Source organism: Pseudoalteromonas sp. T1lg10, from assembly GCF_002964545.1.
GTDB lineage: Bacteria > Pseudomonadota > Gammaproteobacteria > Enterobacterales > Alteromonadaceae > Pseudoalteromonas.
Genome location: NZ_PQBV01000051.1, coordinates 476,355 through 489,801 on the forward strand (window position 1 = coordinate 476,355; position 13,447 = coordinate 489,801).

Consider the following 13,447-nt stretch of genomic DNA (forward strand, 5'->3'; position numbering starts at 1 on the left):
TGACGAAAAATTGCCAAAATAGAGGTGGGTATGTCGTGCAGTATTTCTTTAGAGAAAAAATTATTAACCTTCTCTACCGCGTCGGCCTTAGTGTTTGCCCTTATGGGCATAGGCCTGGGAGTCTGGATGGGCTCACTGGTGATCCTCTTCGATGGCGCCTACTCGCTGGTTAGCCTGTTTCTAACTCTTATTTCCCTGGCTGCCGCCTGGTATATCCGCTCCCCCAAGGCAGGTCAGCATAATGTGAATATCAACTTGATTGAGCCGGCGGTGATCGCCTTTAAGGGCTTTGCCATTACCCTGATGTGCGGCGCCTCTTTTGTCTCGGCGGTTTTGGCCATTTTAGCGGGAGGCCGCGAGGTAGATACCGGACTGGCATTAGTATTCGCCGTGATCAACCTTGTCGGCTGCCTGGGCACCTATTGGCTGCTTGCCAAACGTGGCAACCAATCTAAGTCGGCACTGATTGAGGCGGAGTCGAAACAATGGTTGATGGACTCGGTGATCAGCGGCGCGGTGATGGCGGGATTTATTGTCGCCTCCGCACTGAGCTATGCGGGACTGGTAGAATACGCCGTGTTTGCCGATCCTGTGATGGTGATTATCGCCTCGGTCTATTTTACCCTGGTGCCGCTGAAGATGATGCAAGGTGCCCTGCGCCAGCTAATCACTGTGTACCAGCAAGACGACGAGGCTATTTTTGACCGACGCATGCAAAAGGCGGGGTAAAATAACCCCGCCTTGTTGGTATAACTTTTAACCTAGAAGCTAAAACTAACGCTTAGTTACAGGCTGCACCCACGCATTGAACATCGCCATCGTAATACACAGACGTCAGCTTAGTATTTGCCGTTAAGTCCAACGATGACAAGGGGTTATTGTTTAGATACAGGGTATCAAGCTCTGGGTTATTGGCCAGATCAATGCTGGTCAGTTGGTTATCGTTGAGGGTCAACGAGGTAAGCGCTGGGTTATTGGTCACATCGATACTAGTCAATTTATTGTTCTCGATATTAAGATCGTAAAGCTTCTGGTTTGCAGCCAGGTCTATCTGAGTAAACAATTGATAACCCAACCACAGGCGCTCTAAGTTTTTGTTTTGACTTAAATCCAACTCCGACATAACACCGGGGCGCGTCTCGTTCATATCAATAAAAAGACTGGTTAGCTGAGGTAATACGGAGACATCGATTTGCATCAGTTGCACATTGCCACTCAAAGAAACGGTTTCAAGCAGCGGATTGTTTGAAAAGTCTAGGCTGCCCAATTGATTGCCTTCAGCATACAGCGTTATCAGATTTGGGTTATGAGCAAGGATAAGATCAGTGAGCAGCATGGCACCGACATTCAGTGAAGTAAGGGATTCGTTCTGCGATACGTCAATCTCTGCAATGGCATTGGCGCCAACACTTAAGTAGCTTAACTGGGTATTTTGGCTGACATCGATCGTCGTCAGGTTATTCCCATACACACTGAGGTTGTCTAGTATGGGGTTATGGCTGATATCAAGGTGAGTCAACTCATTATAATCGGCGTCTATCCAGGTTAAATATGGATTATTGGTCGTGTCCAACTCGGTGAGTTTGTTTTGATCAACTAACAGATTACCTAATCTGGCATTTGCCGAGATATTTAAACTACTCACCCCTGAACGGGTTAGATTAAGAGTTTCCAAATTCACTAGATACTCAAGCCCTTGTGTTGAGCTCACCGCTTGATCCTTGCAATTAAGAATATAGACCTCATCGGCATAGTGATTACCTTCAACATTGTCGTCGTTCTTGCCTTGCGCGCAAGCCAGTAAGGTTTCATCGGCTATAGCTGTACTTAGTTCAATGCGCTGGGCAAATGTGACTGTTACTTCACAGTTAGAAGTCATGGCCTGTGAATAGGCAGTGACGCTGTCCGTGCTGTTCTTTTGTTCAATGCTAAGTTCAACACCACACCCGGTGAAGCTTTCCAGCAAATAACCTTCATCTGGGGTCACGGTAAATACGGCCACCTGTTCGTTAGAATAGCTGCTGTCATCCGTGGTAACCGAGCCGTTGCCATTGATATTAATGCTAACCGTATAAGACTGTACAACGGGTTGAGGTTCAGGATCACTTGAGCCACCGCCGCCGCACCCCACTAACGCCAAACTCAAGATCCCAGGTGCGAAAAGCGTTGTTTTTGTTTTTTTAATCATAATGCCGTTAATTGTTAATCATTTGTATGGTGCAATTTAAATAATTGTACCCGACAAATCAACGAGCAAGGCATAAATAAGCTAAGAAGAGAAAGCTTTTTTGGATAGGTACTAATATTGATTAAAAGTTAAAGCCTTTGCATAAACTCACTGCTCAAGACTTCTGTTCTAATGATATCCAACTTGCAACTTACTTCTGCTGGCGAGCTAAATACCAATTAGCCAGCGCCACTCCTAACACAAAGCAAAGCATAAAACTCAAGCCCAAACCTACGATTAAGTTTTCATCTCTATCGAAAGCCTTCAACATTAAACCAATTGAAATTAAGGGAATAAAGATCACTTCCTTGATGCGTAATTTCCTGGCCGATAGCCACCGAAATAGAATTGCGCCGACACTTCCATATAAAAAGAAAACAGCCGGTAGCGCACCAGGGTAGAATACCAGCTCCCCACTAAAATAACTGATACAGACATAACCGACTAAAAATATGATCAGATATATAATTGATTTCATCGCAACTTCCAGGTGTTCATATACTGCCAATGCAACTATCTTGGATTGGTAAAAGAGTGAGGGCATTCAGCCTCCTTGTCAGTAAGTTTAGAAAAACAAAAAAGTTCATTACCCTAACCGTCACTCTATTATCTCAGCTTAGCGCCAACAGCGTTTTTTCAGCCCCCTAAAATAAACTGCTGCGGCGCCTGGGTCAGGCAATCATAACCATTTGCCGTCACTACTATGTCTTCTTCTAGACGCACGCCACCAAGGCCCGGGATATAAATGCCCGGCTCTATGGTGATCACATTACCGGCTTGCAAGCGGTAATGCTCGCCTGGCTTCAAAAATGGAATTTCGTGCAAGAATAAACCCAGGCCATGGCCTAGCCCTTCCCCGGCATATTGGCCAAACGGACTGGCTTGCAGCACCTCATGGGCTTTGGCACTAAGCTCATGGGCGCTTATTCCCGGACGCACCGCATCAAGGGCGGTGCGCTGGGCGTTTTGTACCGTATCGAAAATCGCCTGCTGCTCTGCGCTAGGCTGCCCCCATACATAGCTGCGGGTCATATCCGAGCGGTAGCCCTTCACCACGGCGCCAAAGTCGATGAGAATAAAGTCGCCCTCAGCCAGCTGCTTCTCCCCGGGATTACCATGAGGCAAGGCGCTGCGCTCACCAAACAGCATGATGGTGTTGAATGAGGTGCCGTTAGAGCCGCGCAATTGCATCTGATAATCCAGCTCAATGGCCAGCTCACGCTCTGTGATACCAATTTTAATTTGCGTTAACGTATGTGCCAAAGCACTGTCGGCGATGCCCGCAGCCTGACGTATGCAATCAATTTCATCCTCGTCTTTTATCCGCCGCAAGGACTCAACCATATCGGTTCTTGGTGTGAGCGCGGCGGCGTTCAATTCACTAGCTATGCCCTGCCACTGCGCCACGCTAAAGTGCGCCGCTTCAAAGCCAATGCGCAGATTTTTGCCGCTTAGTCGCGCAATACAGGCGCCCAAGCTTTCATTATCACGGTCCCGCTGCACCACCTCGATATTCCGGGTTTCACTCAGGGCGCGCTGGTAATAGCGATAGTCGGTGATCATCATCACCTTTTGCGGCATCACCAACAGGGTCGCGGCATTGCCGGAAAAGCCACTAAGGTAAGCGATATTCTCAAACCCCTGTACGATTAGCAGTTCATCGCCCTGCGAGAGCATAAGATGTTGTAGTCGTGCCAAACGCGTTAAAAAAACCTGACTCATAGTTAAATATAAACCCTTGTAAGAAGACCCTAAAAATGAAGTAAAACGGCTGTTACGGCTAATACTTTTCTCAATTAAGGCGCTGACAGCGCCAAGCGCGCCTTTACGCTATCAATATCTCAGCAAACCCAATTTAAACAAAGCATCATCGCTTCTTTTTAATTTCGCTGCGGCAGGTAAAGGTGATGGCTCACGCCTTTAGTTTTCTATAACGTCTGCGATATACAGGAGTGTTCCTCTATTGAGTTGCAGACAATATCCAAAGGCTTGAATGATGTCATTTCCTAAAACGACACACAACCTCTTCGTTATCGCAGCGGATATGCAACCTGGCTCAAATGTTAAGTGACTGATACTAATAAAATAATAGAGTTTATATTCTAACAACAGTAAAAAGTATTAAATGCCAACGCCTGATACAGAACAGTACAAATTAACACCATTTAGCACATGTGTTTCGATGTCAATTTAACACCCTGTTAACACTGATTTTTTAATTCCACCGCGCTTTCTCCCGCCCCATTTCCAATACTTTGCGCAAAGAGCGGGCGTTGTAATCAGATGGCGAATGCTCTACTAATTTTTGTAGGCAGTAAATCGCTGCTTGTCGGTAAAGCGCCTGAATGGCCTTTTGCACAACAAGCGGCATCACATATAAAAACAAAAATCTTAAATTTTTGGGGAAGGTCCAATGAAATCAACATATCTAGGATTACTCATACTTGGGGCAATGACCACGTTAAGCGGTTGCGCCAAGCTCGATGGCCGTGTGGCGGTCGGCGGCACCTTGCACTCGCAAGGCGGTGACGGCAAGGCGGTCTTTACCGCCCATGCGGCACGCTGTGATGGCGACATTAACGGCCGCGTAAATTACCAGGATAAAACCGCCATCGATTGGCAACAAGTCGGCGGCGTAGCATTTAGAGCCAGTGTCTCTGGCGCCGGCTTATGCAGTGTTGACCCTGTCGACCCAGATGGTCTTGAGGATGAAACTCAACATTGCAAACAAGATATCTGTACCGAAGGCATGTTCCAGGTTGAGTTTAATTATGACTCTACCAACCCAGGTGCGCCCGGCGAAGGAACAGGCTTTGCCTGCATGATGGATATCGGCGAGGGGATCAACTCGGGCTTTGGTGCCAATGGCATCTTAAATGTGATGTTACTCGAGTCTGGCCCGTATGAGGGTTATCACAATGCCGGAACCATGAGCGGTAACGTTCAAGTACAAGATTGTCCATCAAGCGATGACGACGCCTAAACGCAAGGAGCCAAAAATGAAAGCACTAAAAAATAAAACCCTACTTGCGGCGAGTATCGCCACCCTACTGAGTCTACCCGCTGCGGCCGCCGAGCCACTGCGCATGGTCCTAGAGGTCAACGCCAACGACTTTGATAGCGTTAAATCACAGCTTGTTGCGCAAGGCATTCAAATAAATCGCGAACTATCAGATTTGGATAGTCTGGCGATCACCCTAGATAAAAGCCAGCTTGGCAATGTTTCCGCATTAAAGGGCATTCAAGCATTCTATCCGGACATGCCGCGAAAGCTTATGTCTGAGGGCAGCACCCAATTTATTCCCTATGGCCTGCCCATGGTGCAAGGTGATCAAGTAAGCTACCAAGGCGGCCAGAAGGTGTGCGTAATAGACAGTGGTTATGGCTTAAGCCACCCAGATCTGCCTAACGCGGCTGTAACAGGTGCCGAAGACGGAGGCGCTGGCGTTTGGTATGAAGACCCATTTGGTCATGGCACCCATGTTGCCGGCACCATAGCGGCCGTGAACAACGACATCGGCACCGTGGGCTTGGTCTCTGATCACTCCCTTGATATGCATATCGTCCGCGTATTTGCAGGCAATGGTGCCTGGGCTTATGCCTCGGATCTGGCTCACGCCATCAATGAATGTGAGCAAGCGGGCGCCAATATCATTTCTATGAGTTTAGGCGGCACCTTCTCTAGCCCTCTTGAGGAACGTGCCATCGCCAAGACCGCGCGTAACAATGTGCTGATGATTGCCGCCGCAGGTAACTCGGGCCAGCCGAGCCACAGCTACCCAGCTTCATACGACAGTGTGGTTTCCGTAGCCGCTATCGATAGCTCTAAAGGTCATGCGTCTTTCTCCCAGCGCACGAGTCAGGTTGAGCTCAGCGCCCCTGGCGTGGATGTTTTCTCGACCGTTCCTCAGGGACGAGGTGCTCGCTTTAATAAGTTTAATGTGGTGCAAGATGGCCTAAACGTGCTGCACTACTCAATGGAAAACTCGGGTATAGGCAGTGTCACCGGCGAACTAGTGGATTGTGGTCTGGGTACCGAAAGCTGTGGCGATGTCACAGGCAAAATTTGCCTAATGGAACGGGGACAAATCCCTTTCTTTCAAAAAGTGGACCAATGTGAAGCCGACGGTGGTGTAGGTGTTATCGTGCGCAATAACATGCCAGGTAAATTGATCCCCATGATCAATCCAACCGACATGATTGCCGGAGCCGTCACCTACCAAGAAGGTCAGTTGTTGATGGATAATCTTGGTAAAGAGACCACAATTTCATCGGCAAACTTCCCGGATCACGATCTAATGTCCGGCACATCCATGGCAACCCCTCATGTATCCGGCGTCGCTGCTCTGGTATGGAGTAATTTCCCCGAATGCTCTGCAAATGGTATTCGCATGGCGCTTCGTGCCTCGGCGCAGGATCTGGGTGAGTCAGGCTATGACTATGCTTATGGCTGGGGTCTAGTACAGGCCAAGGATGCAGTCGACTATCTCAAGGCCAATGGCTGCCAGGTACCGAAGGGCAACCTAAAAGGCGGTCAAGGCTAAAGGGGTTCGTTTCATTCCTTTATAATCGTTACTTTAAGCGCTCCTAGTGAGCGCTTTTTTGTTTTTAGGTAATTTAATCTGAGTTTCGCTTCTTGTATCTCAATGGATATACCCTCACTGGATTGGCATTTATTTCATGAGCAAAAGCTGGCCCTTGGGCCTAGGCTGAGCGCCAATATTAACTTTACGCTTTTATTACTCAGGTAGGCGATGCCGTATCACCAAAAGCGCTGAGCAGTCATCTTTTTGATACATTAGCTCAGGCGGGCGCAGAGTATGTGGCCCTACGTGTTGAGGCTATAGATCCTTATCAAAGGTTTTGCCAGTTATTTAGCGCAGACCACACACACTTATCGCAAACCGGTTGTGTGTATCGCTGCATACAGTAAAGTGCTGTGCCAGCGGCTTGGTTACACGCAGCACTGAGGACTGACTCAAGTGGCAACAAGGAGCAAGCTGATAACAGCAAGTATTAACGAACAACCCACTGCGATGAATCTCGATGCATTTTGCATCTCGCGGTTTCAATAAGTAAGGAGCTAGGCGCAATGAAAGGCATTGGCTATCAAACTCAAGAACAAGCACTGGCGCAGCTAAGCGACATGACCACGGATATTAAGCCCATTGAAGAGGCGGAATACCGCACCCGCATCGCCAAAGCCCAGGCCTATATGCAAGCCAACAACATAGACGCCGTCTACCTTAATGCCGGCACCAATATGACCTATTTCACCGGCTTAAAATGGTACGCGAGTGAGCGTTTGGTGGGTGCCCTTCTTCCTGCCCAAGGTGATATTGCTTTTATCGCCCCGTTTTTTGAAATTGGTTCGCTGCGCGACTACCAGGTGATTGATGCCCCCATTCATGCATGGCAAGAAGAAGAAAATCCCTATGAACTGGTGCGCGAGGTGATGACGCAACTGGGTTATGGCGACACAGCTACTTTGGCCATAGATGAAAGCGCGCAATTTTTTATTGCCGATGGCATCAAAAAAGCCGCGCCCAATTACACCCTGATTAATGGTGGCGAGGTGACCAAGCATTGCCGTATGCAAAAATCAGCCAATGAACTAGCGCTGATCCAACGTGCCATGGACATGACATTGGAAGTACACAAGGCCGCGGCATCCATTCTTTATGAAGGGATCAGCACCCGCGAGGTGGAAGCCTTTATTAATACGGCGCACAAAAAAGTAGGCGCCGTTGCCGGTAACTATTTCTGTATCGTACTGTTTGGCCAGGCCACCAGCTTTCCCCATGGCGTAAAGGACGCACAAACCTTAAAACAAGGTGACATGGTGCTGATTGACACAGGCTGTCAGCTTAAAGGTTATTTAAGCGATATCACCCGCACCTATGTGTTTGGCGAGGCCACCGAGCGCCAGCGCATGTTCTGGGAAATTGAAAAGAATGCCCAGCTTAAAGCCTTTGCCGCAGCGCAGGTAGGCAACACCTGTGGTGACGTCGATTTGGCCGCACGCAGCTACCTTGCCGAGCAAAACCTTGGCCCGGATTATCACCTACCAGGCTGCCCGCACCGTACCGGCCATGGCATAGGCTTAGATATTCATGAATGGCCCTATCTGGTTAAAAACAACCCGCAGGTGCTGGCGCCGGGCATGTGTTTCTCCAATGAACCCATGCTGGTGCTCCCGGGCGAGTTTGGCGTGCGTTTGGAAGATCACTTCTATACCACGGAAAAAGGCCCGGTGTGGTTTACCGAGCCGGCACACAGTATCGATAACCCGTTTGGGCTTTAAATATAAAACCAAACACCTATGCAGCACTTTTCTGGTGCTGCATTTTCACCACTAACTCCTTACCTTGTAGATATAAATCCGGGAGTTTATAGACCTACTTTGGTTTGCTTTCTCACCGCTATCAAGGTCTGAAGAATTAGCTGGAACACAGCAGTTCGCCTGCATAAATCTCACCCCTCCATAACAAGAACACGCAGGGCCAAAAAAACTTCACCTATACTAAGAATCAAGGGTTAAGCTTTATATTAGTTACGAGCTGAGTTGGTCGATGAATGAAAAGCAATATCATAAATTTCTTAGCTTCAAATACTTTGAATACATTATCGGACTGTGTTTAACCTTATTTATAGCCGCATTAGTGTTTGTGGTGCTAGCCTTTGTCAGTAAGAGTGAGCAACAAAAAGGCTTGGAGCAAAACTTTAACCTAGTACGACTCTCTCAAGAACTGCGCTTGAGTTCAGATCAACTCACCATGATGGCAAGAGCCTACGCTGCTACAACGAACCCCAAGTTTAAAGAGTTTTTTGAACAAATCCTGAGTATTCGCTCCGGCGAGAGCCCCAGGCCTAAACACCTCAACAGGGTGTACTGGGACATGCTTATGGTGGCCGATGGGTCACCCCCCTTCCTCAGTGACGAACCTAAATCACTGCTCGACTTACTCAAAGAAAATGGCGCGTCCGAGCAAGAGTTAACAGCCCTGACGCATGCCTATGACCAAAGTGAATCTTTGGTGCTATTAGAAAACCAAGCCTTTGATTTAGTGCGCCAAGGTAAAAATCAAGAAGCGTTAGCAATCTTATATAGCGAAGCCTACCTGCAAAGTAAGGTACGCATAATGAGACACATCAACGAATTTTTATCTATTCGAGAACAAAAGTTGGGCGAATTTATCGCTTACTCTACGATGAAACTCAACGTTTATTATTTCGCTGCGGTGGTTTGCTTTTTATCCCTACTTTGCGTCCTCATTTTCTTCTACAACGCCCGTTCACGCATACGCAAAAACATTATTTCCTTTTTGAATTCTGAAGTAAAAAATCAAACCAACGAGCTCGTATCAAAAAATAACGCGCTCTGTGCCGCAGTATCCGATCTTGAGCAGGTGCAAGCCAGGTTGGTTAACGCCGAGAAGTCGGCAACCTTGATGCGCCTTATTCCAGGGCTAGCGCATGAGATAAACACGCCGGTTGGCATTGCCGTGACCGCATCAAGTAGTCAGCTTCTTGCCCTTGAAGAGGTCAAAGCCTGTGTTAACGAGAATAAATTAGCCAAAAAATCCTTACTTGAATCAATTGAAAGCATAGAAAATTGTGCGAATTTAGTCGGTAACAGCGCCAGTCGCATCAGCAATATAATGAATAAGCTAAAAGTAATTACTCAGTATGGATTTGACGAAAAAGCACAAATGCTCGTGCTTGCAGATGAAATACGCGCCTGTGTTGAAGACGCGGATAACAAAGGGATGCATGTAGAGTTAGACATCGAAGTCGATGAACACATTCAAATTGAAGCACCTCGATTTTTACTGCATCTGCCTCTGGCTATCTTGATAGAAAATTCTTTCAATCATGCCTTTGAGCATCCATCCACCCAATATAAATTACACATTCAAGCCAGTTTAACTAATCAAGAGCTAACCATAAGGGTTTGCGACAACGGCTGTGGTATTCCTGATGCTATAAAAGGCAACTTGTTCGATACCCTTGTTGTCGGTAACCGCGATGCAACGGTTACGGAACTGGGCTTGTGTTTAGCGCATGAAATTATTAGTCAATATTTTTGCGGAACGCTGGAATATAAGTCGCACTGTGAAGGAGGCGCATGCTTTGCTATCACCATGCCACTTGATGGCTTCAGGCAATCTACAGCCAAGGAAAATGGCGAGTAACAAGCGAGGAAGGTTCAGTGAAAGGATATCGAATCAGTACAAACCATGAAGACCTGGATTTCGAGGTTATTTATCAATTCATTTCGCAAAGTTATTGGGCCATGGGCATTCCAAGAGCAACCTTGCGCAAGGCAATTGATAATTCTTTTTGCTTTGGCGTGTTTGAAAATGGCGGCAAACAAGTGGGCTTCGCCCGTTTAATCACGGACAGAGCGACATTTGCTTACCTGGCCGATGTATTTGTAGTCGAAGCGCATCGCGGTAAGGGGCTGAGCAAATGGCTTGTGGAATCGATTGTTTCTCACCCAGATGTGCAGGGATTAAGGCGTATGGTGCTGGCCACAAGAGATGCCCATGGTTTATATGCTCAATATGGTTTCAAAGGGATAGAGAACCCGGAAATACTAATGCAAATTTGGCAACCCGATATCTACAGCGCGCAAAACGCTTAGCCTCCCCCATAAAAAACCCACGCTTAGGCGTGGGTTTTGCTTTTTAAAACGCAATTTACTCGGCGTTAGTGTTAGTGTCGCTGAGCAAGTACTTATCCAGCCACTGCTCTTGCTCCCACAAAACATGCAGCAAGCTCTTGCGGGCGCGATAGCCGTGTGCTTCGTAGGGCAGCATCACCAGACGAGCGTCTTTACCCAGGCCTTTCATTGCCGCATACATGCGTTCACTTTGCATCGGGAAGGTGCCGCTGTTGGGGTCTTCCTTACCATGGATCATCAGCATGGGTTCGTTAATCTTTTCTGCATGGAAAAACGGTGACATATTGGCGTACACCGCCTGGCCTTCCCAGAAGTTACGCTCTTCGCCCTGGAAACCAAATGGCGTTAACGTGCGGTTATAGGCGCCGCTGCGGGCAATACCGGCTTTAAACAGGTCGCTGTGGGCCAGCAGGTTAGCCACCATAAAGGCACCATAGGAGTGCCCGGCAATGGCTATCTTGTCCTTATCCGCCACGCCTTTTTCAACCAAGACATCCACCGCCGCCTGGGCGCTGGCTACCAGTTGCTTGCGGAAAGTGTCGTTCGGCTCCTTGCCATCTACCCCAACTATGGGCATTTTCGGGTCGTCGAACACGGCAATGCCCTTGGCCAAATAAGGCATGGGGCCCCAATAACCTATGTAGGTAAATTCATAAGGCGATTCACGCACCTGCGAGGCCACCGTTTTATCCTTGTACTCCAGTGGGTAGGCCCACATCAACACGGGGATAGGACCTTGCGACGGCTCATAACCGGCTGGCAAATACAGGGTACCGGACAACTCAACACCATCGTCACGTTTATAGCGTAACTGCTCTTTTTGAATGCCCTTAAAGGCCGGATAAGGATGAGGGAACTGAGTCAGTTGCGTCAGGGAATCGTCATCCAAATCGCGCACGAACAAATTAGGTTGTTCGGTTTTAGACTCACGCACGGTAATAAAGCGCTCACCCTCTTCGTCTAGCAAGTCAACAACGCGCTCATAGTAAGGCGCTTCGCTGCGCCACAGGCGCTCTGTGCTGTTGGTTTTAACATCGTAACGGTCTAAAAACGGGATATTACCCTGCTCCGAGGCACCATCGCCGCGCAGGTAAATATAGCGGTCACCCACGACCTGCATTACCCGCGCACCCAAATCATTGTGGGTGTAAATGGGGTCGCCCGGATCTTTATAGGCATCGTTATAACTGCGCTCGGAGAAGAGCACAGGTGAAGCACTGGCATCGTTAGGCGCGATAATCCAGCTGCGCACCTGACGGTCGCTAAAGCGCCACTCGGAAAGCATCGCCAGATTCTCATTGCCCCAGGTCACCCCGGCAAAACGACGCTCTGTTTTTGCAAATAACTTAGGCTTACGTTTAAACGGCGCGCTCAGGGTGTAAATATGGTCGTGATGCGGCACATCTTTTTTCATATCGCCGCCATCTTGGGCTTCGGCCCAGATCAGCGTTGCACCTTTATCGCTGCGCCACTCAAAGTCGCGAGGGCCGGTGCGCACACTATCAAAACCCTGGGGAATGTTGTCGGCCAACGGCTGTTTAACCAGCTCTGTTAGCTCGTAGCCACTCATTCCCCACACAGACCAGGTAGTGGCAAAACGGAAATACGGCACCTGATAAGAGAAGGGCTGATCCAAGGTCGCCACAAGAATATTGTTGCTATCGGGTGAGATACTGAAATTACTAAACAGCTTGGCCTTGCCGATGGCTTTGGCCTGGCCATCCAAACTCACACGCATCAACTGACCCTGACCATAGAAGGAAAACAGCGCTTCGTCGTAGGGACTGGTCAATAGATTCTGATAGGTACGGGCCGGCGCCTTTTCACCCGTGGTTTGTTGGATCACAGGCACAACCGTGCTGGCATCGTCTTGTGGCTGGGCCTTACCCAGGTTCACCGCATGGTTAATGATTAACCCACTGGCATCGGGCATCCATTGATACGGGGTGGCGGTAACCACAGAGTTGAGCGCGTATTCACTCAGCTGTTTCAGGGCGCGAGTATTGATATCGTACACCCACAGGGTGGCCGCCGCCGGCGTTTCATAGACAAAGCTCAGATAGCGGCTGTCACTGGACCACTGTGGCGAGCGCATAATGCCCTCATCCAAACCGCTTACGTCCAGGCTAATATCACCCTCGAGGGATTTAAACGTCAGCGCCGTGTACTTGTTACGCACTCGTGAGCGAGAAAAATTGTCTGGATTGAGCTTAATACCGGCCAGTTTCAGCTCTGGCTTGGCCAGCTCCTGTAAGCTCTCAACGCGGCGGCGTTCAAGTAACGCCAGCCATTGGCCGTCCGGTGATAGCATGGAACGCGGTGCCAACTTGGCATCGACGACCTGCGCCAGCTCTTTCGATGGCACTTGATAGCCAGCGTCATTTTGTGCCCCGGCCGGCGCCTCTTGCTGAGCAAGCGCGGTGGGCGCCGAACTCAAGCCCAATGCTCCGAGGAGCACGGAGGCGATGAGGTGTTGTTTCATAGAAAACCCTTTTGTTGTGATTATTATCCTCTTGGGCCTATTTATCTAAATA

General features: G+C 48.7%; 10 protein-coding genes. 6 read left to right on the top strand and 4 right to left on the bottom strand.

What is annotated here, in order from left to right:
• Positions 1-30 precede the first annotated feature (30 nt).
• The gene (locus C2M17_RS15455) at positions 31-729 is read left to right on the top strand and encodes a cation transporter (RefSeq protein WP_105201599.1); all 699 of its coding nucleotides are present in this window, start codon (positions 31-33) and stop codon (positions 727-729) included.
• A 52-nt stretch (positions 730-781) separates the two neighbouring features.
• Here C2M17_RS15455 and C2M17_RS15460 read toward each other — a convergent pair whose 3' ends face one another.
• From C2M17_RS15460 to C2M17_RS15470, 3 genes are all read right to left on the bottom strand, one after another.
• Positions 782-2,188, bottom strand: a complete 1,407-nt coding sequence (locus tag C2M17_RS15460) for an InlB B-repeat-containing protein (protein WP_105201600.1) — start codon at positions 2,186-2,188, stop codon at positions 782-784.
• 190 nt (positions 2,189-2,378) lie between these two features.
• The gene (locus C2M17_RS15465) at positions 2,379-2,771 is read right to left on the bottom strand and encodes a hypothetical protein (RefSeq protein ID WP_105201601.1); all 393 of its coding nucleotides are present in this window, start codon (positions 2,769-2,771) and stop codon (positions 2,379-2,381) included.
• 92 nt (positions 2,772-2,863) lie between these two features.
• Positions 2,864-3,949: a M24 family metallopeptidase gene (locus C2M17_RS15470; RefSeq protein WP_105201602.1), complete on the bottom strand. Its 1,086-nt coding sequence runs from the start codon at positions 3,947-3,949 to the stop codon at positions 2,864-2,866.
• 691 nt (positions 3,950-4,640) lie between these two features.
• Here C2M17_RS15470 and C2M17_RS15475 point away from each other — a divergent pair.
• From C2M17_RS15475 to C2M17_RS15495, 5 genes are all read left to right on the top strand, one after another.
• On the top strand, positions 4,641-5,210 hold the full coding sequence (locus tag C2M17_RS15475) for a hypothetical protein (protein ID WP_158677874.1): 570 nt from the start codon (positions 4,641-4,643) through the stop codon (positions 5,208-5,210).
• Positions 5,211-5,226: 16 nt separating this feature from the next.
• Positions 5,227-6,771 carry a S8 family serine peptidase gene (locus C2M17_RS15480; protein ID WP_158684051.1) on the top strand — a complete coding sequence of 515 codons (1,545 nt, stop codon included), beginning with the start codon at positions 5,227-5,229 and terminating at the stop codon, positions 6,769-6,771.
• 548 nt (positions 6,772-7,319) lie between these two features.
• Positions 7,320-8,531, top strand: coding sequence for a M24 family metallopeptidase (locus C2M17_RS15485; protein WP_105201605.1), 1,212 nt, complete (start codon positions 7,320-7,322; stop codon positions 8,529-8,531).
• Between the two features lie 268 nt (positions 8,532-8,799).
• Positions 8,800-10,422 (top strand): sensor histidine kinase, encoded by a 1,623-nt coding sequence (locus tag C2M17_RS15490; protein ID WP_105201606.1) that lies wholly within the window; start codon positions 8,800-8,802, stop codon positions 10,420-10,422.
• A 17-nt stretch (positions 10,423-10,439) separates the two neighbouring features.
• A complete protein-coding gene (locus tag C2M17_RS15495; protein ID WP_105201607.1) occupies positions 10,440-10,874 on the top strand; it encodes a GNAT family N-acetyltransferase in 435 nt (144 codons plus the stop codon).
• A gap of 55 nt (positions 10,875-10,929) precedes the next feature.
• Here C2M17_RS15495 and C2M17_RS15500 read toward each other — a convergent pair whose 3' ends face one another.
• Entirely contained in the window at positions 10,930-13,395 is a 2,466-nt protein-coding gene (locus tag C2M17_RS15500; protein ID WP_105201608.1) for a S9 family peptidase, read from the bottom strand.
• Positions 13,396-13,447 lie beyond the last annotated feature (52 nt).